Genomic DNA, 23,020 nt, shown 5'->3' with positions numbered 1-23,020 from the left:
ACATGTTATTTTCAGAAAATTTCGAAATTGCACTACGCGCTCTGCGCGCAAACAAAATGCGGTCCGTTTTGACGATCCTGGGGATTGTGATTGGCGTGGCTACGGTCGTGGCTTTGCTTTCGATCGGTAATGGCGCAACTGCCAGCATCACGGACTCGATCCAGAGCGGAGGCTCGAACCTGCTGACCATTTCTCCCGGCCGGCAGCAGACCGCGATGCCCGGCATGGGACAATCCCAGACGGCGAGTTATCTGTATTACTCCGATTATGAATTGCTCGAACGTACATTGACAGGCGAGATCACATCCATTGTGCCTTTGTATCAATCCAGTTACACGGTGAAATTTGGTGATGAGAGTTTTACTTCACCGATCTCGGGTGTGATGGAAGATCACGCCCAGGCACGCTCATTCACAGTCATGGATGGAACTTCGTCACCGACGGCGACAGTAAATCCTTATCGCGGGTGGCGGTGCTTGGTTCCACGGTGGCGGGTGACCTGTTCACTCTTTCTCCCATCGGGCAGACTGTTTCCATCAACGGGGTGAAATTTGAAGTGGTGGGCTTGTTGGAATCAGAGGGGTCCTCGATCGGGTCGCCCGATGACATTATCTATGTTCCGCTGGAAACCGGCTACGCCAAACTCTTCGGCGACACGGCAAACCATAATGGCAAAAAGACCGTCAACAGCATTCTGGTTTCTGTCGCCTCTTCCGATAATATGGATGCCGTTTCCGCGCAGGCGGAGTACATTCTGCGCCGCGCCCATGAGTTGAAGCCCACCGAGGAAGTTGATTTCAATGTGATGAGTCAGTCAGATACACTCGAGACGCTGAACACTGTCACTCAGACTCTTACGATTTTCCTTGGCGCCATCGCTGGGATCTCTCTGCTTGTGGGCGGTATCGGTATCATGAACATTATGCTGGTTTCCGTTACAGAACGCACCAAGGAGATCGGTCAGGCGCAAGCCGTCGGCGCGACGAAGAATCAGATCCTCACACAATTCCTGATCGAGACGGTTACGCTTAGTCTTCTTGGCGGGCTGGTAGGGATTCTGCTTGGTATTGGCATCGCGCTCGCGTTTAGTGTGACAGGTTTGATTAATTCCGTGATCACGATGGACTCAATTTTGCTGGCATTTTTCTTTGCGCTTGCAATTGGAATATTCTTTGGTATTTACCCCGCTCTGCGCGCCGCGAGCCTGCATCCGATGGTGGCCTTGAGATACGAGTAGACGGTAGACCGTGGCGGTCTGTCGTCCATCATCAAGAAGATATAATAAACCCATGCCAAAAAAAATCCTCATCGTAGATGATGAACCCCAGATCGTGGAGATCTGCCGTGACTATCTTAAGGCGGCAGGCTATGAAACGGTCGCAGCCAGTGACGGCTTGCAGGTAGTGTCGCTTTCGCGCCGCGAAAAACCTGACCTGATCGTGCTTGACCTGATGCTGCCTGAAATGGACGGTCTGGATGTTTGCCGCGAGATCCGCCGCGAAAGCAATGTGCCCATTATTATGCTCACGGCCCGCGTTGACGAGACCGATAAACTCATCGGGCTTGAGTTGGGCGCGGATGATTACATTTCCAAACCATTCAGCCCGCGTGAATTGGTGGCGCGCATTCGCGTTGTTCTGCGTCGTGTCGCCAGTCCGTCCGATAGTGATACCATCCGCGCGGGTAATGTGGAATTGGACCGCGCTCATTATGAGGTACATCTGTCAGATAAAACTGTTCCGCTTACTTCCACCGAGTTTGAAATCCTCGCCACGCTTATGAGCCAGCCTGGCCGAATTTTTTCACGCGCTCAGTTACTCACAGCCACACATGGCGTTACCTTTGAAAGCCTCGAGCGCGCCATTGACTCTCATATCCGCAACCTGCGCCGTAAACTGGAACCAGCCGTGTTGATCGTCACCGTGCATGGTGTTGGTTATAAATTTGAAGGCTGACATGTATTCATCCGTCCGCGAGATCCGCAATCGTTTATTAAGCCTGCTTGTCCGCGCCTTTGTGTTTGTTTTATTTATATCCTTGTTTTTCTTCCTTTTTATAATGATCTTCTTTTTTGCGTCACAAAATTCACCCATTTCACCGCCTTTCACAAGCACACTGCAGGGATATTACATGGGACGCGGCAGCTGGGATGGCATTGCTCCTGTATTTGATTCCATCGATGAATTAAATTCCCTCAGTGCAGTTTTATTGGATCAAAACCAGCGTGTCGTTCTTGACCGTGATCCTGTTTCTGTTTCAAAAGTTGGTTCCATCTACAAGATTCGATCCAAAGATCTTGCATTAACCTTGGAGGCAAATGGAGAAAGGATAGGCTGGCTTGTGATCACGTCTCTTTCACTCACAACCCGCATCAACTTTGCGCGTGCGATCATCCTGCCTGTCGGCGCGATCTCGTTTCTTCTGGCTTTTTTCCTGATTGTTGTCGCTGCTTTGTTGGTCCGCCGCTTTGTCAACCCGCTGGCAGATGTGATCTACGCCGCGCGCGAAGTCACAAACGGCAAACTCACCACCCGCATTTCCAGCGAAGGTCCGCAGGACATGCGCAGTCTTTCCGAGAGTTTCAACGAGATGGCGTCTTCCCTTGAACGTAATGACCGTGAACGTCGTGACATGCTCGCTGATATCGCCCACGAATTACGGACGCCGCTCTCTGTCATCCGCGGGCGACCTGGAGGGCATAGTGGATGGAATCTATCCTGCCGATGGCGGACAAGTCTCACTTGCCCTTGAACAAACTTACCTGCTCGAACGCCTCGTGGATGATCTGCGCCTGCTGACTCTCGCCGAGACCCGCCAACTGCATTTTGAGAAAAGACCAGTTGACCTTGCCCAGCTGATCGAGCATTCGATCGAAATGTTCTCCGCTGAAGCCCGCGAAAAAAATATTTCACTATCTCTCGAACAGGGGAGCGGTGATTTCACAATGGAACTCGATGCGCAGCGCACAGAACAGGTCATCGGTAATTTAATTGGAAATGCTTTGCGCTATACTCCCGAAGGCAGCAATATCTGGCTTACTTTGGAATGGGCATCTGACTCGGTTTGTCTTTCTGTTAATGATAATGGCGCTGGCGTCCCAAATGAAGACCTGCCGTTTCTCTTTGACCGCTTCTGGCGCAAAGAGAAATCCCGCACGCGTTCGAGCGGCGGCACTGGCTTGGGGCTTGCGATCACCAAGCAGCTTGTCGAAGCCCAGGGCGGCACAATAGAAGCACGGAATTTGCCTGAAGGCGGGCTTCAAATAAAAATATTATTGACAATACCTTCGCCACTTAAGGAGTAGCGGCGGGTTGAAAAACCGAGTGAATAGCGCCCAAGCGGGCGATTTGTTGGAAAATGTCAGCCAATAAAATAGCGTCAGGTTTTTCCCGAAGCATTTTAATTGTCTCGAAGGCATACCGACAGCCACGATAGTGAGACTTCAAATCCAGGATGCTGTACTCAGGTTGTTTTTCTCGAAATGGCTGTAACAGTGCAAAACTGAGATTGACCATAAAAAACGAAAGATTGGCAGCGTTGGTAACCGCGGTCTCTTTAATGTTCATGAAATCCTCCAAGCCCCAATATTGCTTGGCGTCGCGAAAATTAAACTCGATCTGGAATCGCAAACTGTAAAACTTGATGATCTTGTCATAGGCAGCCTCCAAGTCGGTGCTGAACAAAACAACATGCGCCTGGGCGTTTGTCTTTAGATTGGTTTTTAGGATAACGACTACATTCAAGATAAAAGCGAACTCTTTGTTGTGGAACTGACCCTGATATATCTCGGTTCGTACCTGATCTTCAGTCGAGGTCTCCTTCAGGTATTTTGTGTCGAGCTGGCGGATCTTGATCTTCTCGCCATACTTAGCCGGACGTCCTGCTCCTGGGTATTGTCCTTCAAAAGCTGGATAAAGTGCTACATCGGAACGCATTTTTGAGATCAAATGCAAATTCACCTGTTCGACCATGAAAGCGCTCGGGTAATTACCAAAATGACCATCCAATACCACATACTTTAGATTGATGCTCGTCCCAATCGTTTCCAAGAGGCTTTTCAGCGCTTTTTGGATCCGCAACAACTCAGCATTGAGTACCACTTCTTCTTTCTTGATCTTGTTTTTGCTGCCCTTTGGGCGTCCACGTTTTTTCTTTTCTGCCGCTTTCCTAGCTTCTGCTTTGGCTTTGCTGGCTGCCTTTTCTTCCGGACTTTTCACTACTTGAACTGCCTGCATCGGATAGGATCGCTCTTCTCGAACATTCACAAGAGAAAATGTAAAAAATGACAGGCTCGCGATTACCCGTTGTTGGATGCCCGAGAAAAAATGATCCAATCCATACGTCTTTTTACCTGCTTTACTCACTACCACTTCATCTCCGGCTATGATGTATTCATCTTCCAGATGCAAGAAACGCTTCCGAAAAAACATCCACTGGATGGCATTCCACGGAATGACACTATGATAAAAACGCTGGATGGTTCGGTAGCTGCCACCCTTCTCTGTCCAACGCGATAATCCCAGCATCGTGATCCGTCCGCTGGCAACCAACATTCCGTAAATCGCCTGGCTCATCTGGCGAAAAGTCGTTTTTTCTAAAAGAGGTGCAATGTTTTGTAAAAGTGCTAAAATCTCTGCCATGGGCTTCTCGCTGTAAGTTGGGTTTGGTAGACTTCAACTTTACTCGATTAGCCCTGCTTTGTTACTTCATTTTTGGCGAAGGTATTGATTGAAGGGCTGATTTTTATTCGTTCGCGTGAGTTTGGTGCGGAAGTCTATGGCATGGTGTGATTGGGTTTCTGGTATACAATGACATCATGTCAGATCTTGAACAACTCACACAACAAATCATTTCCTGCCGTAAATGTCCGCGCCTGGTGGAATGGCGCGAGGAAGTTGCGCGTGTTAAACGCAAAGCCTACAAGGATGCGGATTATTGGGGTAAACCAGTCCCCGGATTTGGAGACCCGCAGGCGCACGTGCTGGTGGTGGGGCTTGCTCCCGGCGCGCACGGCTCCAACCGCACGGGACGACAATTCACAGGCGATGCTTCAGGCGGATTCCTTTTCCCGGCCTTGCACCGGGCTGGGTTCGCGAATCAGGCTGAGGCGGAGTCTCGAAGCGATGGTCTCATTCTTAAAGATATGTATATCACCGCGTCAGGCCGCTGCGCTCCGCCAGATAATAAACCGAGTCCGCAGGAATTAAATAATTGCCAGCCATATCTTGAAGCGGAGTTGAAAATTTTTCGCCCAAAAGTGATCGTGTGTTTGGGACGGATTGCCTTCGAAAGAATCTTGAAAATTTATGGAGCGCGCAATTCAGTATATAAATTCACTCACGGCTCGTCTTATCAAATGCAAAATTTTTGGATCGTGTGTTCGTATCATCCCAGCCAGCAAAATACGTTGACTGGAAAACTGACCATTGAAATGTTCGACAAAATCTGGGAAAAGGTAAAATCACTTTTATGAAAATAATGAAGCGCATCGCTCTTGGACTTTTGGTTGTTGTGTTCGTCATGGGGTTGGGATTCGTCTTTTGGGCTGAGACTCCGCTCGGGCCGGCCCCCGAAGCATTGGCCGCTCTCGAATCGGATTCGCAGGTGACCGTAACTGTGGAAAAATTTATAACTTTCAAACCTGCCAGTCTGCAACCAGAAACGGGTTTCATCTTTTATCCCGGCGGACGTGTGGATTATCGCTCTTATGCTGCGCCTCTGCGGGCGATCGCGGAGCAGGGTTATTTAGTCGTATTGGTTCCTGTACGCTTGAACCTGGCATTTTTTGATATCAACGCGGCTCAGCCTGTTTTTGAAAAACATCCTGAGATTGCACATTGGGTAATTGGCGGACATTCCCTCGGCGGTGTAGCTTCCGCTTTATTTGCGAAAGATCATCCAGAAATAGGAGGGGTCATCTTCTGGGCATCCTATCCTGCTGACGATTCGCTCAAGAACAGCAATTTGAAAATGCTCTCGATTTATGGAACCAAAGACATGGCAGGCATGGCGAAATTCGATGAAACGAAACCTTTCCTCGTATCAAACGCAAACTATGTTGTCATTGACGGCGGAAATCACGCGCAGTTTGGCGATTACGGCCCACAGCCAGGGGATAATGAGGCGGAGATCTCGCGCGCCGAGCAGCAGGCACAGGTTGTCGCTGCAGTTGTTTCTTTTCTGGATTCTTTTGTGAAATAAAAATTTAGTACAAAGTATAATCAATATATGACTATTGCAAACATCATGCCCCCCGGCCAACTTGCTCCCGAATTTGAGCTTATAGATATAAATGGAAATCTAGTTCGACTCTCCAGTTTTATTGGAAGCAAACCCGTTGTCCTCGCTTTCCTGCGCGGTTTTATGTGACCTCATTGTCGCGCGCAGTTGGCGCGTATGAGAGACTCCTATGCGGAATTCACGCAGCGCGGAGCAGAGATCCTCGCGGTTGGCCCTGACGATATGCAATCTTTTCAACGTTATTGGACAAAGGAAAATCTTCCCTTTGTCGGTTTGCCCGACCCTGACCATAAAGTAGCCAAACTATATCGTCAGGAAGTGAATTTATTTAAATTAGGACGCATGCCAATGAATACAGTCCTTGATATCAACGGACACATGCGCTATGTTCACTTTGGTTCTTCCATGTCCGATATCCCAGATAATGAAAGCTTCCTTGAAGTAATAGACAATCTCAACGCGGCATCCAATTAGCATGACTGTTGGACGAATCGCATTTCTTGGATCAGGAGAGACTTCCCTCGCGGGAGGTCGTATTTTTGAAGCATTAGCCCGTCTCATTTCTGGACCTTTGCATGTCTCTGTACTGGAAACACCCGCTGGCTTTGAGCTAAACGCCTCGATCGTAGCCGCTCGGGTGGGGGATTTCCTTAAGACACGCCTTCAGAATTACAAACCCACGATAGACCTGATCCCCGCCCGCAAACAGGGGACGGAATTTAGCCCCAATAATATTGAAATATTGAAACCATTATTACAAGCCAACATCATCTTTATGGGACCAGGTAGCCCAACCTATTTGGCGCGCCAATTGCGTGGCTCACTGGCCTGGGATATTATCCGCGCGCGGCACAGATTAGGTGCTACGTTGATATTTTCATCCGCTGCAACGATCTCGGTTGGGGCATGGGTACTGCCAGTTTATGAGATCTACAAAGTGGGCGAAGACGTTCACACGAAGCAAGGTTTGAATTTCTTTTCAGACTTTGGAATGGACCTGTCCTTTGTTCCGCATTGGAATAATGCCGAAGGCGGTACCGACCTCGATACCAGCCGTTGTTTTGTTGGCATAGAGCGCTTTGATCAATGGGTCAAATTATTACCTCGTGACAATATCCTTATTGGGCTGGATGAACATTCAGGCATCATCATGGATTTTGAGAAAGGGACTTGTGATGTGCATGGTGTCAGTTCTGTGTCGGTGGTCAAGAGTTCCAGTATGGAGATCTATCCTGCGGGCGCAAAATTTTCATTAAATGAATTGGGAAATTTCAATTTGTTTGACCCAGTTGGGAAGGGGATTCGTTCCGAAGTATGGGAAATGGTGCTGAATGCTTCGAAGACAAACGACCAGGAAGCGCCTCCTGACGAAGCCTTGAAATTGCTCGAACAGCGGAAAGATGCCCGCTCCCGAAAGGATTTCGCAGAATCAGACCGCCTGCGGGAAGAGATCGCCGCATTGGGCTGGATTGTACAGGATGGCAAAGAAGGCCAGAAATTGACCAGATAGCAGGTCACGCGTCAAGCGTGACCTTTTCATTTATGCGATAAAATTATCTTGTGCAACACACAAGGAGAAATACATGCGCGCGGTAGACATCATCATCAAGAAACGCGATAAAAAGGAATTGACTTCGCAGGAGATCGAATTCTTTATAAGGGGATTTACCAATGGCGATATTCCCGATTATCAAGCTTCTGCCTTTGCAATGACCGTTTTGCTGAACGGCATGACTTCCCGTGAGACGAAAGACCTTACGCTGGCAATGGCACAATCCGGGCAGGTGCTCGACCTCTCAAAAATTGTGGATGTCGTGGTTGATAAACACTCCTCAGGCGGAGTGGGTGACAAGACCAGCATCTCGGTCATGCCGATGGTGGCGGCATGCGGCTTGCCCGTTGGCAAAATGTCCGGGCGCGGACTTGGCTTTAGTGGCGGCACGATCGATAAATTGGAATCCATCCCCGGGTATCGCGTAAACTTGACTACCGATGAGTTCAAACAGCAATTAAAAGAAAAAGGCATCGTGCTTACCGGTCAATCTTTGGACCTTGCACCTGCCGATGGCAAAATGTACGCGCTCCGTGATGTGACTGGCACCGTGCCCTCGATTCCCTTGATTGCATCTTCCATTATGTGCAAGAAGATCGCTGCCGGGGCAACCGCAATTGTCCTGGATGTAAAAGTTGGCCTTGGTGCGTTCATGGAAACTCTTGATGAAGCGCGCAAACTTGCCAGTTTGATGGTTGATATCGGTCATTTGGCGGGACGGAAAACTGTCGCCCTCCTTTCTGATATGAATCAGCCTTTGGGGAATGCGGTTGGGAATTCGCTGGAAATGATCGAAGCCATTGATCTATTGCGAGGCAATGCCCCCGTAGATTATCTTGAACATTGTTTGCATGTTACCGCGCATGTTCTGGTGGTTGGCGGGCGTGCAAAGGATTTGAACGAAGGACGGGTTCTGGCTGAGAAATGTATAACTGATGGGAGCGCGCTCGAGAAATTCCGCGTGCTGGTGCAAGCGCAAGGCGGTGATGTCGCTTACGTGGATGATGTCAACCGATTTGAACGCGCAAAATATTGGGAGGTAGTAAATGCACCTCGAAGCGGATTCGTTTCACAAGTCCATGCCAGGATCGTGGGGGAGGCGGCTGTGACGCTCGGGGCAGGTCGCGCTAAAAAAGGTGATCCCATTGATCGCGCAGTCGGTTTTATCATCCATAAGAAAGTAGGGGATGGGGTTGAAGCGGGGGGACCGTTATTTGAAATTCACTCGAACGATGAAACAAAATTGAAGGCTGCGCGCGAGGCTGTTCTCTGCATATGGTTTTAGTGATGAATTTGTATCTCCATTACCAATATTTTACGAGTAAAATAGTATTTAGGATTGCGAAATTTTTTAAGAATCAGACAAATTTCACTTCAGGAAAAATGCAATGGCAAAAGTCTCGTTAAGAATTTACAATCGTGAAATTGAAAGCCTCATTGATCAGGGAAATACAGATGAGGCTGTTGCGCACTGCCATCATATCTTAAGAACCTTCCCAAAACATTTGGAGACCTATCGTTTGCTTGGCAAGGCGTATCTTGAAGCGAAACGTTATAACGAAGCCGTGGATATTTTTAGCCGTGTGCTGATGGCTGTTCCTGAAGATTTTGTGGCGCATGTGGGGATGAGCATCATCCGCGATGAGCAGAACAAATCCGATGATGCCATTTGGCATATGGAACGCGCATTTGAGTCTCAACCTTCCAATGCCGCCATTCAAAGTGAATTACAAAGACTTTATGGCCGTCGCGATGGAATGGAGCCGCCCAAGATACGAATGACGCGCGGCGCGTTGGCGCATATGTATGTGCAGGGTGAATTGCATTCCCAAGCCATTGCTGAGATTCACACTGTGCTTGCTGAAGATCCAACTCGCAGTGATATGCAGGTCTTGCTTGCGCGGTCTTATTTTCTTAGTAATCAAAAAGCGGATGCCTCGGATATTTGTTCACGCCTATTAAAGCAGTATCCATTTTGCTTCGATGCGAATCGAATAATGGTTGAACTCCTGCCATCCGCCGTTGACGCAGAGAGCACACAGGTGTATCGTGCGCGGGTCATTGAATTGGATCCATATGCCGCGCTTGCAAAAAGCTCTGTATTTAAAATAAATGAAGTCCCGGATGCCGCTGTCAATTTGGAGCATCTTGAATATACAGGCGATGATGTGCCGATGGGGCAGGAATGGAGTGCTTCTTTGGGGATTGGGCTCGCGGCTTCTACAGCGGTCGGGCTGGCGTCTGTTAATGTCGATGATCAACCGGATTGGTTAAAGTCAGAGACACCCTCTCAAATCCAGGCTCCGCTTGAATTTGAATCAATTACGCCGCAAAACGAGGATATTCCTGATTTTCTACGTGCTGCGGGATGGGAAGAATCAAAAACGCCCGAACAGCCCACGTCAATATTCGATTCGGAACCTACCGGCAGTGACGATCTTGTACCGGCAGACCTTCCGGACTGGCTCAAGGAACAAGCTCCAGCTGGCGAGCAGCAAGCTGCGGACTCTCAATTTGGTTCCGAACAATCCATAGATACTCCTGATTGGTTATCAGAGCTTGGTGACGGTGAGCCACTTTCAGTTTCTGAACCTGCTCAAGCACAATCTGCGCCGGTAAAAGATGCTCCAGATTGGCTAAATCTGCCGGCAGATGAAGCGGCCTTGGTGCAATCTGGTGAAGTGCCTGATTGGTTAAGCGGCCTTGGCGATTCAAAAACGCCTGAAAATATATCAACTCAATCCAGTGAAATTCCAGATTGGCTGGATGCTCTTGATGATGTGAAAATCCCCGAACCTGCGCCATCCCAATCAGCTGTTGCGCCGGATTGGCTGAACGATATTGATAAACCCTCTGAAATCCCGTCAGAAATATCGGCTGCTGAACTCCCTGAGTGGTTAAGCGGTCCGGATAGTCCGCAAACTTCTGAGCAGCTACCCACACAATCCACTACTATCTCAGATTTGTTTAGTACGCCGTCTTCAGAGTCAGTGCCAAGCCAGGTGAGTGACCTTCCTGATTGGTTGGATGGGCTTGATGACTTGCAGCCAATTCAACCGGTAACATCCACGCCGCCAAGTGTTGAGACGCTCGGTTCAACTGTTCAGGAACAGGATGATGCGGTGGCCTGGCTTGAAGCACTGGCGGCCAAGCACGGGGCCAAGCCTGAAGAGATGGTCACTGACCCGAACAAACGTAGTGATACAGCGCCCGAATGGGTTCAACAAGCGCAGAATATTAATCAACAAACAACTGACCAGCCATCAGCACAAAACCTGGGGACTTCTGCCCAGGAACAGGATGACGCAGTGGCCTGGCTTGAAGCACTCGCCGCCAAGCACGGGGCCAAGCCTGAAGAGATGGTCACTGACCCGAATAAACGCAGTGATACACCGCCCGAATGGGTACAGCAAGCTCAGGCTATCGGAGAAGTCGAATCTTCTGCCAACACAGAAGAAGATAAGCAGAAGACCGGCGAACAATTCCTCGCTGATTTTGCAAGCGCATCCGCTGTACCTGCAAACGATGAAACAGGCATCTGGCTGCGTAATCTTGATGATCCTGAAAAGAAGGATGAGTTCATTACCCCGCTTGCCAGCGAAGCAACTGATATCCCAGATTGGGTGAAGGACTTGAAGCCCAAATCTGGGCAACCCGAAGAACTAAATATTCAGAATGCAGAAATTCCTGAATGGTTAAAGGATGGGCAGCAATCAGTCAGTACGGACAATCGATTCGACTTTGCCGAGAAAGAGGAAGTTACTTCGCAAGATTCTGATCTTCCAAAATGGTTAAGCGATGCTGAAGAGGAATCCTCAGTAAAGAGCAGCTTAAGTGAAAATAGCTTGAATGATCAGGATCTTTCAAGCTGGTTGAGCGGTTTGGATGATGAACCTGGACTTCCATTTGAAGCGATGCCAACTCCAGGATCGATTTTGGCCGCGGCATCTCCCGCTTCCAGTTTCACTGAAGAGCCTGTAGCTGCGAATTCTGACCTGCCTGATTGGTTAAGCGGCGTCGACGCAACGGATCAGGCGGATTTGGAAGAGGATGCGTGGAAGAAATCCGTCGAACAGGAATCACAAATTCCCGCTTCTGTGCCTGCCGAAGAACCTGCCCCTGTCAGCCTGACAGCCGATCTGCCCGGTTGGCTGCAAGGCGTTGAAGAGGAGTCTGCGCAGGTTGAAGGATTGGAAGAAGATGATGATCTCCCCCCATGGATGCATCGCGAGCAATGGGAAGCAGATGAGAAACCGCAGCCGCTCCAACCCACCTCTCCTTCTGATTGGCACCCTGTGGAAGTGGAAACGTCTCAACCTGTTTCGGTGCCTGTGCAGGAAATGGCTGTTGAAGAGACCCATCAGAGTGTTGAGACTATTTCTTTACAACCTGTCATCCCTGTTCAACTTGACGCTGAACTCCCCGAGCCTGAATTGCCGGTTTCAAAACTTGCCCCAGCCAAAAAGAAATCTGGTTTGTCTGCGCGGCAGATCCAGCCTGAAGGGCAGAACATTACAGAGGTGTTGAATCAAGCCAAGGATGAGTTGGACCGAGGTGATATCCCGGCTGCATTGGATCATTACGGGAAGCTCATTAAAAAAGGCAAGAATCTCGAAGAAGCCATTCGTGATCTGAGCGAGTCTCTATATCGTTATCCGGTCGAAGTTGGTATCTGGCAAACTTTAGGTGATGCGTACATGCGCTCTAATCGCTTGAAGGAAGCGCTCGAGGCTTATAACAAGGCTGAAGAACTAATACGCTAATAAATATCTTCCCAGTGCGAGAGACAGGACCATTGCACTGGTGAGTATCATACTTATATTATTTGGAGGAATTTCTGTGGAAAGAACGCTTGTACTTGTAAAACCCGATGGTGTGCAACGTGGGTTGATCGGTGAGGTGATTGCACGCTTTGAACGCCGCGGACTTCGACTGGTAGGTGCGAAGTTTATTCAGGTTGGTCAATCATTGGCTGAGACACATTATGCTGAACATGTTGGGAAACCATTTTATGCTGGTCTCATTTCTTATATTACGTCCGCGCCTGTTATGGCGATGGTTTGGGAAGGTCCCAATGCTGTTGCTGCTGTTCGTCAGACGGTCGGTTCCACCAAGCCTGTTGAAGCCGCGCCTGGCACAATTCGCCATGATTATGCTCTTGAAGTAGGCCGTAACCTTATTCATGCTTCAGATAAGCCGGAGACTGGTGTGCGTGAAGTAGGACTCTGGTTCAAAGCCGAAGAATTGGTTGATTGGAATCGGGCTGTGGATGCGTGGGTGTTCGAGAAATAGGTAGGCAAGTAATTAAGTAAAGGTAAATAAAAACATCCCGGGCGATACGCGCGGGATGTTTTGTTTGCATGCAAGTTGTCTAGGTGTTTACCTGTCTACTGTACTGCAATCCTACTGTACTCTCAATAATACCTTTCCATCTTCCCATAATTCTTCGAGATTGTAAAAGTCGCGTTGATCGGTTGAGAAGAGATGTACGACCACATCCCCAAAATCCACGATCACCCAGCCATCGCGTGAGAAACCTTGTTGTTTTCCCTTTTTCTTGTATTTGCTGCGGATGTCTTCAACGGTGGCTTTGGCGAGGGCGTCCAACATACGGTCGCTTGTGCCGGTACAAATAATAAAATAGTCTGTGAATGAGACAATATCTTTCAAATCGATTAGAACTATATCTTCCCCTTTTTTGTCTTCCAGGGAGTTTACGATTTCACGAGCAAGTTCGAGTGCGTTCAGATTTCACCTCTTGATTTTGATAGTGGAGCGGAAAATAACCTTGTATAGATGGAGCCGCTTGGTTGTAAGTCACTTTTAATAAGATGGATCGAGTCTATTCTGGCAATGCCAATATTGCCAAGTTGAATATTATCCATTGCCGCACGAATCTTTGGCAGATCCAACGGATTGATGTTCTGCCGAACACGCCCGATGGTAAGATGCGGTGAGAAAGGCTGATCTGCCTGTTCATAACCAAGCCGGGTAACGCCTGTTTCGAGTTTTTTTTGGAGGATTGCCAGATCTGCCGGGGCATGAACTCCAATCCATAGAACGCGGGGCTTGCGCGAGTTCGGATATGCGCCAAGGCCGCCAAGCTGAAGATCAAACTGCATATGCAAAGCGGCTTCGCGCATGAGCAGCTGTTTCAGAAATTCCACATGAGAACCGGCAATATCTCCAATGAATTTTAAGGTCAAATGCATATTTTGGGCGGGGATCCAGCGGATGATATCCTCTCCCAAAGCGCGGCGCAGGCCGGCAGTTTCCTTTTCAATTGCATTTCGAAGATGCGGGGGAAATTCAATGGCAATAAATGCGCGTAGAAGACCCATACGATCCGTTTACACCTTTTGTTATACCTTGTTCCACGGATATATTCAAATTTAGCAGCCTGATCGCGATACCAGTGAATGCAAGCTCAATGGCACTAAAAATAGCATAAACCAGATGAATTGGCAAGGGCGGACTTGACAGTTATTGTTCTGTAAGAAACTAATTACACTGACAGTCTAATCACAAAATATTGGAGGAACCATGACAGAATTAGAAGCGTTTCGTTCGGAGAAGAACGAATTTTATGCAAGCCATCCACAAAGCCCTTTGACACGCGAGCAAAAACAGGGTTTTACAGGATTGAATTATTTTCCTGAAGAGGCATCTTTACGTTTGGAAGTCAAGGTGGATGAATTCCCGGTCAAGGATTCCTTTGAGATGCAGACTTCGACAGGTGATGTTCAGCACTATAAGAAATTTGGAAGATTCCGTTTTGATGTGGATGGTACTGAAGCGGAGTTGACCATTTACCAAAACCAGCATGGCTATTTCCTGCCCTTCGTTGATTCATTGGCAGGCAGTGAAACCTATCCCGCCGGGCGTTATCTTGAACCTGAGCCTTTGGTGGGTGGCCATTTTCTTGTGGATTTTAACATCGCCTACAATCCATATTGCGCTTATAACGAGATGTGGTCCTGTCCGATCACGCCGTCGGAGAATCGCCTGAAGGTGGCAATACGAGCAGGAGAGAAGTTATTCCACAAATAACAAAAAAATGACGGGATTTCCCGTCATTTTTATTATTCAGTGGTGTGTTCGATCACATTTAGAAGTGCTTCATATTCTTCACAGCATTCTGAGCAAATATCCAAATGTTCGCGAATGAGCGGGGCGATCTTCTCGGCGTCCTTTGACTGGACTTCCCTTTCCACGAACTCATCCAAATGAGCATATAAGTCGCCGCAGGACATTTCCTCAGCGCGGGCGTTTTCAAGGATATGTAAAAACTTGAGAACGGCTTCATCCTGCAGTTCTTCCTGCGGTTTGAAGGTGTGTTGGATACGTTGGAGAAGACTTTTTATATTCATACGTATGATTGACGATTAATCAAATATTAATCTTACTTTTGCTCGAAGGCCATCAATAAATCTTGCGGATTAAGATCTTCTAGGGCGAGTCGTCGTTTCAATCTTAGACGGGCATCGTGCAGGAGTTTGTATAAGGCATTGCGATTGGTCTTCATGCGTTTAGCTGCTTCTTCCATGGGCATATCCTGCAAGCCCAGAAGAACAAGGGCTTCACGCTGTTTGGGCGTAAGCTCATCTTCCAGTATGCGGCGCACACGCACGAGCATATCTGAGCGTTCTGCTGAAGTTTCTGGGGATGTCTGAGAATCAGCGAGCAGGCCGGGGGGTGGGGGGGCATCTTCATTTTCGGTCAACTCATCGAGAGATGAGTCCCGCCAGCGTTTTCGGCGGAGTTCAGTCAACGCAATGCGGATCGCAATTTTATGTACCCATGTAGTAAAGAGACTGCGGCCTTCAAATGTGCCCAGTTGGTCGAGCACACGCAACAGAGTTTCTTGTGTAACTTCATCGACGAGGGGCTGGAAAAGCGGATCGTCTGAAGAGAGCCAGCGTGTCAGTGCGTATGGCAGCCCCTTTTGAATGATGGCACGCAGATCGTTCAGCGCGTCTTCATAAGGTGTTCCAGTTGAGCGGAGGTCGTTTAGCCAGGCTTCGTTCGTGCGTGTTGTCATGATTTCTGATTATAAGAGCAAAAAGTGCTGGAATTCAATTTCTAATAAAATTATGAGACTTTTTGATAGTTCCGATTCCATACTTTGCTGGTGGTCGAGGAAAACCCCGCATCAAATCCCGCCGCCAGTTGATCCTGTTCCACAAGCTGGGGTTGCTCTGTGGGATTCTGGCTCAAATTGGGAAATTTTCCAGAGTATTTATTAATCATCTTGACGCTTTCTTGACGCCCCGCTCATTCTTCTTGCCTCCGAATTGATGAACAAATGCATACACTAAAGTCGAAATGGAGGCACATTATGAATGATCTGCTTTTTATCGGCTTGACCATCCTCTTCTTCGCCCTCACGCTGGGACTTGTCAAAGTCTGTGAGCAGCTAATGGAGAATAAGTCATGAATATTTTATATCTTGTCACCGGGCTAATCACCCTGGGTCTGTTTGTTTATCTGGTACTCGCCCTTGTAAAACCGGAGTGGTTTGGATGAATATATACAGCTTGATTCAAATCGTTTTATTTATGGTGGTTCTGCTGGCATTGGCAAAACCGCTTGGCTCGTTCATGGCAAAAGTTTATCAGGGCGAACGTACTTTCCTTGACCGTGTGTTGGGGCCAATTGAAAGATTCATTTATCGTATCTCTGGCATTGACCCCAAAGAAGAAATGGACTGGAAAGTGTATGCCATTGCCATGTTGGCCTTCAATGTGCTTGGCTTACTCTTTGTCTATGCCTTGCAGAGATTACAACATATTCTGCCATTAAACCCGCAGGGACTTGGAGCCGTGTCGGCTGATTCTTCGTGGAATACGGCGGTCAGTTTTGCGTCCAACACCAACTGGCAGGGATACGGCGGCGAGGTGACGATGAGTTATCTCACGCAAATGCTCGGCTTGAGCGTGCAAAATTTTGTCTCTGCGGCGGCAGGGATGGCTGTATTGGTGGCGTTCATTCGCGGCATTACCAGACACACAACAAAATCAATCGGAAACTTTTGGGTGGACTTGACCCGCTCCACTTTATATATCCTCTTGCCTTTGTCCATCGTTCTTGCATTGGCACTCGTCTCGCAGGGCGTGGTGCAAACTTTCAGTGAATATAAGACGGTCAATGGTTTACAGACTTCGGCAGAACAAAACCTTCCGCTTGGGCCTGCCGCCTCGCAAATTGCGATCAAACAACTTGGCACCAACGGCGGTGGATTCTTCAACGTCAATTCGGCTCATCCATTTGAGAACCCGACACCGTTCTCGAATTTTCTTGAAATGCTCGCCATTTTGATCATCCCAGCCGCGTTGTGCTACACCTTCGGCAAAATGGTCGGGGATACGCGCCAGGGCTGGACTTTATTGATCGTCATGACCATCATCTTTGTTGCGCTGCTCAGTGTGGCGGTCTGGTCGGAACAAGGCGGCAACCCCGCGTTCGCCGCAATGGGCATTGACCAAACTCAAACGAATATCAACCCAGGCGGCAACATGGAAGGCAAGGAAGTCCGTTTTGGGATTGTGAATTCTGCACTTTGGGCAACTGCCACAACCGCCGCCTCGAATGGTTCGGTCAACTCCATGCATGATTCATACATGCCGCTCGGCGGACTTGTCACGATGTGGCTCATGCAATTGGGTGAGATTATTTATGGCGGCGTTGGCTCAGGCTTATATGGCATGTTGGCTTTTGTCATCATCGCAGTCTTCGTATCTGGCTTGATGGTTGGGCGCACGCCTGAATATTTGGGCAAGAAGATCGAAGCCTACGAAATGAAGATGGCTTCCATCATGATCCTGATCCCCGTCTTCGTGGTGTTGACTGGAACCGCCGTTGCGCTCATGAGCGAAGCAGGCAGGGCAACCATTTACAACCCGTCCACGCATGGGTTCAGCGAAGTGTTGTATGCGTTCTCGTCCGCTGGAAATAATAATGGCTCTGCTTTTGCAGGTCTTGGTGCGAACACGCCGTTCTACAACACGATCCTTGGCTTTGCCATGTTGATCGCACGCTACTGGCTGGCAATCCCTGCCTTGGCAATCGCGGGTTCACTGGCAGGCAAGAAGAAAGTCCCAGCAGGTGCAGGGACACTTCCCACGCACACGCCATTATTTATCGCCTGGCTGATCGGCGTGATCGTGATCGTTGGGGCACTGAGTTTTCTGCCTGCCTTGGCGCTTGGGCCTATTGTGGAACATTTGATGGTTTTTGGTAAAAGATAACTACAAAGTATCCAGAAGTCACAAAGGAAAACTCGCATTTCCCTTTGTGTACCTTGTGACCCTGGGTTAAAAAGAAAATAGAAATGACAATTCAAACTAAAAAACAAACCTCACATCGCCGCGAAATGTATCAGCGTGCTGTTGTGGAATCTTTTATCAAACTCAATCCACGCTTGATGGTACGTAACCCTGTCATGTTCGTCGTGGAAGTTGGCAGCGTATTGACCACCGTCTTGTGGATTCAAGCCTTGTTCGGTCAGGGCGAAGCTCCCACTGGATTCATTGGGACAATCGCATTGTGGCTGTGGTTCACTGTCCTATTTGCAAACTTCTCCGAAGCGATAGCCGAAGGACGCGGCAAGGCGCAAGCCGAGTCACTCCGCAAGGCGCGGCAGGATACGCCCGCGAAGAAATTACGCGGCACGGCAACAGATGTGCAAAGCGCAATTTCAAAAACAGAAGTCGTTTCATCCACAACTCTTCGCAAAGATGATCTGTATCTCGTTGAAGCAGGCGACATTCTTCCCGCGGATGGCGAGATCGAAGCGGGAATTGCGTCAGTGGATGAAAGTGCCGTTACGGGCGAATCAGCTCCCGTTGTGCGTGAGGCGGGCGGTGATCGTTCCGCTGTCACAGGCGGCACGCGACTCCTTTCGGACTGGCTCATCATCCGCGTGAGTGCTGACCCTGGGCAGGGATTCCTCGACCGCATGATCAGCATGGTCGAAGGCGCGAAGAGACAGAAGACGCCGAATGAGATCGCGCTCAATATTTTGCTGGCTGGTTTTACGATCATCTTTTTGATCGTGTGCGCCACGCTGCTGCCGTATTCAATTTACAGCGTGGACGCGACGGGTCAGGGCACGCCGATCACCATCACGGTTTTGATCGCGCTGCTCGTGTGCCTCATCCCCACCACCATCGGCGGCTTGCTTTCTGCGATTGGTATCGCGGGCATGGATCGCATGATCCAGCGCAACGTCATCGCCATGTCGGGGCGCGCGGTGGAAGCGGCTGGCGATGTGGATGTGCTGCTGCTCGACAAGACGGGCACGATCACGCTCGGCAATCGTCAGGCTGTGGAGTTTATTCCTGTCAACGGCGTCAATGCAAAAGATCTGGCAGAAGCCGCGCAGCTTGCTTCCCTTGCCGATGAAACTCCCGAAGGCCGTTCCATCGTTGTGCTTGCAAAAGAAAAATTTGGATTGCGCGGGCAAACGATGGGCGCCAGCGAGAAGGCTCCGCATGGAATGCAGTTTGTTCCTTTCACTGCGCAAACCCGCATGAGCGGCGTGGACTATAACGGAACGTCGATTCGCAAAGGCGCGTCGGATACGATGACCGCGCTGATTCAGTCCACTGGAAATGTAGTCGCTTCTGATCTTAAGCTGACAGTTGATTCAATTGCCCGAACAGGCGGCACGCCTTTGGTGGTCACGCGCAACGCTCAGGCATTGGGCGTGATCCATTTGAAGGACATCGTCAAAGGCGGCATGAAGGAACGCTTTGCGCAACTGCGCAAGATGGGAATCAAGACCGTGATGATCACGGGTGACAATCCGCTGACTGCCGCAGCCATCGCCGCCGAAGCAGGCGTGGATGATTTCCTCGCGCAAGCCACACCTGAAACAAAATTGAAATTGATCCGCGAATATCAAACAGGCGGACGCTTGGTCGCGATGACAGGTGACGGCACGAACGACGCGCCCGCACTCGCACAAGCCGATGTAGCCGTTGCCATGAATACAGGTACACAACCCGCACGCGAAGCCGCCAACATGGTAGACCTCGACAGCAACCCGACCAAGTTAATTGAGATCGTAGAAATTGGAAAGCAGCTTCTCATGACGCGCGGCGCATTGACCACGTTCAGCCTTGCCAACGATGTCAGTAAATATTTCGCGATCATCCCTGCGGCATTTGCGAGCACCTATCCCATTTTGAATACGCTCAACATCATGCGGCTTGCCACACCGCAGAGCGCCATTTTATCGGCGGTAATCTTCAACGCGCTCATCATCATTGCGTTGATCCCGCTGGCATTGCGCGGCGTGCCGTATCGTGCCGTTGGCGCGGCGCAACTCCTGCGCGACAATCTTTTGATCTACGGTCTCGGCGGTTTGCTCGTGCCGTTCATCGGGATCAAGTTGATCGACATGCTTCTAGTCGCACTTGGACTTTCCTAGGAGGCCGAATGAACCTCAGATCGAACTCACTGAAATGGGCAGGCATATTTTCAACTGCCGTTTTGAATGCCGCAGTATTCCTGCCAAGAACATTTCATGTCTCAACTCAAATCCATCCGTGGCTTTTTGTCGTCAATATCTTTTGGCTTATTGCCATCTGTTCAGGAATATTTAGCTCATGAAAAATCAACTTCGCCCCGCTCTTACGATCTTTGCCCTGCTCACCATTATTACAGGTGTGATCTATCCTCTTTTGGTGACTGGAGTTTCACAAGTGCTATTTCCCAGCCAATCCAACGGAAGCATTATCACCGTCAACGGGAAAGCTGCTGGCTCCGAACTCATCGGTCAGCAATTTGATGATCCCAAATATTTCTGGGGACGCGTCTCCGCCGTCGGGTACAACGCTGACCTATCCTCTGGCTCGAATTACGGGCCGATGAATCCAGCATTGTTGGAAGCAGTTCAGGCACGCATTGACGCGCTCCAAGCCGCTGACCCTGACAACACGCTTCCGATTCCCGTTGACCTGGTGACTGCCTCTGCCAGCGGACTCGACCCGCATATCAGCGTCGCCGCAGCGTTGTACCAAGTCCATCGTGTGGCATCAGCTCGCGGGTTGAGTGAAGCGGATGTCCAATCGCTTGTGGAGCAGCACACCGAAGGTCGTCAATTTGGGATATTTGGTGAACCGCGAGTCAACGTCTTGCAACTCAACCTTGCATTAGACGATTTGAAATAAAAGTGAACAGCAGTCTGCTGTCTTGAGAAGGCATGATTATGAAAAAAATCAAACTTACACAAAAATTTTTCTACAATGGCGTGAGAGGCATGCTGAGTGCTGTGGCCGTGACCATTCCCATGTGGTTGATCGGAAGGGATGTGCTGGGCGAAGCTGTGATCAGTTTACTTTATCTGGCGCCGATTGCATGGAGCGCAAACAAGTGGGGGCAGGTCGCGGGAGTGAGCGCCGCGCTAACCGCTGCTTTGTGCTTTGATTTCCTGTTCATTCCGCCATTCTACACATTTGTCATTGGCAGTTTGGAAGGCTGGCTGGTGCTGGTTATATTCTTCGCGATAGCCATTCTGGTCATTGGGCGCATTCAAGACAGTTTGTCAAAAGCACGCGAAGCGACATTCATGTACGAATTAAGTTCAGCACTTGCAAATGCCCGCACACAGGACGCTGTCGCTCACATCGTAGCGCGGCATATTAGACAGCTTTTTCAAGCGTCATTGGTGTACGTGACTTTCCAGCAATCCAAACAAGCCGAGCGTGTTTCAGCAAGCGAACCACAAGCCAGGACAATGGAAAGCCGCCCAGACCGTATCCTTCCAATTTTGAGCTCATGGGGATTGGTCGGTGAGATCCAGATCTGGCGCGGTGAATTTGCAGATCTGCCGCAGGAAGAAAGTAATCTCTTCCAGAATTTTGTATCGGAAACTTCAAAGGCATTTGAACGGACGCTCTCCTTTGAAGTGGAAAAAATGCAAGCGAAAGCCTGAAAAATCAAGTTTGAATATATGAAGCCTCAAAGTTTTTTTCTTTGAGGCTTTACTTCTTTTCAGCAAAGAAAATGCAAGACAATGTACAAATCCCTTTTTAAGTGAGATACAATAAAAATAATGGAACAACGTCCTGATCCCGATGAATTACTTAAACACACGCAGGCAGAGGAACAAGCCGCGAAGCGTGGAAAGTTAAAAATCTTCCTCGGCTATGCTGCGGGCGTGGGAAAAACATACGCCATGCTTGAAGCCGCACATCAACGCAAGACGCAGGGAATTGATGTTGTGGTCGGTTATGTGGAAACCCACAAACGCGCTGAAACCGAAGAGTTGGTGGAAGGGCTGGATGTGCTGCCGCGCAAACAGGTGGAATATCGCGGCGTGACCCTGCCCGAAATGGATGTGGATGAAGTTATCAAACGTCATCCCGCAATTGTATTGGTTGATGAATTCGCGCACACCAACGCCCCCAACTCACGTCACCCCAAACGATATATGGATGTGGAGGAAATTCTTGACGCTGGGATCGATGTTTATACCACGCTCAACGTCCAACATTTGGAAAGTTTAAATGATGTCGTGGCGCAGGTGACGGGCGTCATCGTGCGCGAGACCGTTCCCGACCGTGTGCTGGATGAAGCCTCCGAGATCGAAGTCATCGACCTTCCGCCCGATGAATTGATGACGCGCTTGAAAGAGGGGAAGGTTTACATTCCCGAGCAGGCTTCACGCGCCATTGATAAATTTTTCCGCAAAGGGAATCTTACTGCTTTGCGTGAAATGTCTCTGCGCCGCGCCGCCGAACGCGTGGATGATCAAATGCGCTCCTACATGCAGACGCGCTCCATCTCTGGTCCGTGGGCTGCGGGTGAACGTCTGCTGGTTTGTATTAGCCCAAGTCCGCTGGCTGAGAAATTGATCCGCACCACGCGCAGGCTGGCTGATGAACTGAATGCGGAATGGTATGCGGTGTACGTGGAGATCGCATCGAAGCCCGAAACAAAACCAGCCAACCGTGAGCGCATCGGGCAGACTTTGCGATTGGCGGAAGAATTAGGCGCAAAGAGTCTCACGATCGCGGGCCGCTCCATTCAGGAAGCCGTATTGGATTTTGCGCACAAAAACAATATTACAAAGGTTGTCGTGGGCAAGCCGCTCAAGCCGCGCTGGCAGGAAATATGGAACGGCTCGATCGTTGACCAACTCATTTACGCCAGCGGCGATATTGACGTGTACGTGATCAGCGCGCGAACGGAATTAAGCAAATCCATTTTGCCGCGAGAGTG

Annotated in this window: 23 protein-coding genes and 3 pseudogenes; 20 read left to right on the top strand and 6 right to left on the bottom strand. The window is 49.4% G+C overall.

All coding sequences use genetic code 11. The annotated features are described in order from the left end of the window. The 5 genes from IPL17_RS14220 to IPL17_RS14200 form a co-directional block, all read left to right on the top strand. The coding region (locus IPL17_RS14220) for an ABC transporter permease (protein WP_345307738.1) at positions 1 to 548 on the top strand (548 nt) is incomplete at its 5' end. Then, positions 473 to 1,237: an FtsX-like permease family protein gene (locus IPL17_RS14215; RefSeq protein WP_345307737.1), complete on the top strand. Its 765-nt coding sequence runs from the start codon at positions 473 to 475 to the stop codon at positions 1,235 to 1,237. The genes IPL17_RS14220 and IPL17_RS14215, both read left to right, overlap by 76 nt. A 52-nt stretch (positions 1,238 to 1,289) precedes the next feature. Next, positions 1,290 to 1,955 carry a response regulator transcription factor gene (locus tag IPL17_RS14210; protein WP_345307736.1) on the top strand — a complete coding sequence of 222 codons (666 nt, stop codon included), beginning with the start codon at positions 1,290 to 1,292 and terminating at the stop codon, positions 1,953 to 1,955. 1 nt (position 1,956) lies between these two features. Then, complete coding sequence (locus tag IPL17_RS14205; RefSeq protein ID WP_345307735.1) at positions 1,957 to 2,751, top strand: HAMP domain-containing protein; 795 nt, start codon at positions 1,957 to 1,959, stop codon at positions 2,749 to 2,751. Continuing rightward, complete coding sequence (locus IPL17_RS14200; RefSeq protein WP_345307734.1) at positions 2,702 to 3,304, top strand: HAMP domain-containing sensor histidine kinase; 603 nt, start codon at positions 2,702 to 2,704, stop codon at positions 3,302 to 3,304. Before IPL17_RS14205 ends, IPL17_RS14200 begins: the two co-directional genes overlap by 50 nt. Here the strand turns inward: IPL17_RS14200 and IPL17_RS14195 are convergent. Then, on the bottom strand, positions 3,294 to 4,640 hold the full coding sequence (locus IPL17_RS14195; protein WP_345307733.1) for a transposase: 1,347 nt from the start codon (positions 4,638 to 4,640) through the stop codon (positions 3,294 to 3,296). The two genes, IPL17_RS14200 and IPL17_RS14195, sit on opposite strands and share 11 nt — an antisense overlap. Positions 4,641 to 4,816: 176 nt before the next feature. Here IPL17_RS14195 and IPL17_RS14190 point away from each other — a divergent pair, with 176 nt between their 5' ends. The 8 genes and pseudogenes from IPL17_RS14190 to ndk all read left to right on the top strand — a co-directional run bounded on the left by IPL17_RS14190 (position 4,817) and on the right by ndk (position 13,084). Beyond that, positions 4,817 to 5,473: a uracil-DNA glycosylase gene (locus IPL17_RS14190; RefSeq protein ID WP_345307732.1), complete on the top strand. Its 657-nt coding sequence runs from the start codon at positions 4,817 to 4,819 to the stop codon at positions 5,471 to 5,473. Continuing rightward, complete coding sequence (locus IPL17_RS14185; RefSeq protein WP_345307731.1) at positions 5,470 to 6,201, top strand: alpha/beta hydrolase; 732 nt, start codon at positions 5,470 to 5,472, stop codon at positions 6,199 to 6,201. Before IPL17_RS14190 ends, IPL17_RS14185 begins: the two co-directional genes overlap by 4 nt. Before the next feature lie 54 nt (positions 6,202 to 6,255). Next, positions 6,256 to 6,351, top strand: a pseudogene (locus IPL17_RS14180) (alkyl hydroperoxide reductase); the annotation flags it as partial. Between the two features lie 30 nt (positions 6,352 to 6,381). After that, positions 6,382 to 6,714: pseudogene (locus IPL17_RS14175) on the top strand (redoxin domain-containing protein); the annotation flags it as partial. Position 6,715: 1 nt separating this feature from the next. Then, positions 6,716 to 7,750, top strand: coding sequence for a cysteinyl-tRNA synthetase (locus IPL17_RS14170; RefSeq protein ID WP_345307730.1), 1,035 nt, complete (start codon positions 6,716 to 6,718; stop codon positions 7,748 to 7,750). A gap of 73 nt (positions 7,751 to 7,823) precedes the next feature. After that, on the top strand, positions 7,824 to 9,077 hold the full coding sequence (locus IPL17_RS14165) for a thymidine phosphorylase (protein WP_345307729.1): 1,254 nt from the start codon (positions 7,824 to 7,826) through the stop codon (positions 9,075 to 9,077). Between the two features lie 103 nt (positions 9,078 to 9,180). Next, positions 9,181 to 12,555: a tetratricopeptide repeat protein gene (locus tag IPL17_RS14160; RefSeq protein WP_345307728.1), complete on the top strand. Its 3,375-nt coding sequence runs from the start codon at positions 9,181 to 9,183 to the stop codon at positions 12,553 to 12,555. A gap of 76 nt (positions 12,556 to 12,631) precedes the next feature. Beyond that, positions 12,632 to 13,084, top strand: a complete 453-nt coding sequence (gene ndk, locus IPL17_RS14155) for a nucleoside-diphosphate kinase (RefSeq protein ID WP_345307727.1) — start codon at positions 12,632 to 12,634, stop codon at positions 13,082 to 13,084. A gap of 111 nt (positions 13,085 to 13,195) precedes the next feature. Here ndk and rsfS read toward each other — a convergent pair whose 3' ends face one another. Both rsfS and thpR read right to left on the bottom strand, forming a co-directional pair. Next, complete coding sequence (rsfS, locus tag IPL17_RS14150; protein ID WP_345307739.1) at positions 13,196 to 13,513, bottom strand: ribosome silencing factor; 318 nt, start codon at positions 13,511 to 13,513, stop codon at positions 13,196 to 13,198. Positions 13,514 to 13,536: 23 nt separating this feature from the next. Next, positions 13,537 to 14,133, bottom strand: a complete 597-nt coding sequence (gene thpR, locus IPL17_RS14145; protein ID WP_345307726.1) for an RNA 2',3'-cyclic phosphodiesterase — start codon at positions 14,131 to 14,133, stop codon at positions 13,537 to 13,539. A 202-nt stretch (positions 14,134 to 14,335) separates the two neighbouring features. Here thpR and IPL17_RS14140 point away from each other — a divergent pair, with 202 nt between their 5' ends. Continuing rightward, positions 14,336 to 14,842, top strand: a complete 507-nt coding sequence (locus IPL17_RS14140; RefSeq protein ID WP_345307725.1) for a DUF1684 domain-containing protein — start codon at positions 14,336 to 14,338, stop codon at positions 14,840 to 14,842. Between the two features lie 32 nt (positions 14,843 to 14,874). On the opposite strand, the gene IPL17_RS14135 is transcribed toward IPL17_RS14140, so the two are convergent. The 3 genes from IPL17_RS14135 to IPL17_RS14125 are packed head-to-tail and all read right to left on the bottom strand — an operon-like array spanning position 14,875 to position 16,042. After that, positions 14,875 to 15,162 (bottom strand): hypothetical protein, encoded by a 288-nt coding sequence (locus tag IPL17_RS14135; protein ID WP_345307724.1) that lies wholly within the window; start codon positions 15,160 to 15,162, stop codon positions 14,875 to 14,877. Between the two features lie 32 nt (positions 15,163 to 15,194). Beyond that, complete coding sequence (locus IPL17_RS14130) at positions 15,195 to 15,833, bottom strand: sigma-70 family RNA polymerase sigma factor (protein ID WP_345307723.1); 639 nt, start codon at positions 15,831 to 15,833, stop codon at positions 15,195 to 15,197. Between the two features lie 50 nt (positions 15,834 to 15,883). Continuing rightward, positions 15,884 to 16,042, bottom strand: coding sequence for a hypothetical protein (locus tag IPL17_RS14125; protein WP_345307722.1), 159 nt, complete (start codon positions 16,040 to 16,042; stop codon positions 15,884 to 15,886). A gap of 183 nt (positions 16,043 to 16,225) precedes the next feature. On the opposite strand from IPL17_RS14125, the gene kdpF reads away from it, so the two are divergent. The 6 genes and pseudogenes from kdpF to IPL17_RS14095 form a co-directional block, all read left to right on the top strand. Further along, positions 16,226 to 16,318 carry a K(+)-transporting ATPase subunit F gene (kdpF, locus tag IPL17_RS14120; RefSeq protein ID WP_345297714.1) on the top strand — a complete coding sequence of 31 codons (93 nt, stop codon included), beginning with the start codon at positions 16,226 to 16,228 and terminating at the stop codon, positions 16,316 to 16,318. Then, positions 16,315 to 18,039 (top strand): potassium-transporting ATPase subunit KdpA, encoded by a 1,725-nt coding sequence (kdpA, locus tag IPL17_RS14115; protein ID WP_345307721.1) that lies wholly within the window; start codon positions 16,315 to 16,317, stop codon positions 18,037 to 18,039. The genes kdpF and kdpA overlap by 4 nt, the downstream gene beginning before the upstream one ends. A gap of 83 nt (positions 18,040 to 18,122) precedes the next feature. Beyond that, positions 18,123 to 20,225, top strand: a complete 2,103-nt coding sequence (gene kdpB, locus IPL17_RS14110; protein WP_345307720.1) for a potassium-transporting ATPase subunit KdpB — start codon at positions 18,123 to 18,125, stop codon at positions 20,223 to 20,225. A gap of 178 nt (positions 20,226 to 20,403) precedes the next feature. After that, a complete protein-coding gene (gene kdpC / locus IPL17_RS14105) occupies positions 20,404 to 20,967 on the top strand; it encodes a potassium-transporting ATPase subunit KdpC (RefSeq protein WP_345307719.1) in 564 nt (187 codons plus the stop codon). 38 nt (positions 20,968 to 21,005) lie between these two features. Continuing rightward, positions 21,006 to 21,731, top strand: coding sequence for a DUF4118 domain-containing protein (locus tag IPL17_RS14100; RefSeq protein WP_345307718.1), 726 nt, complete (start codon positions 21,006 to 21,008; stop codon positions 21,729 to 21,731). A gap of 120 nt (positions 21,732 to 21,851) precedes the next feature. Next, a pseudogene (locus IPL17_RS14095) lies at positions 21,852 to 23,020 on the top strand (sensor histidine kinase KdpD); the annotation flags it as partial.

The organism is Candidatus Villigracilis saccharophilus (assembly GCF_016711665.1).
This window is presented reverse-complemented; position numbering and strand designations above follow the sequence as displayed.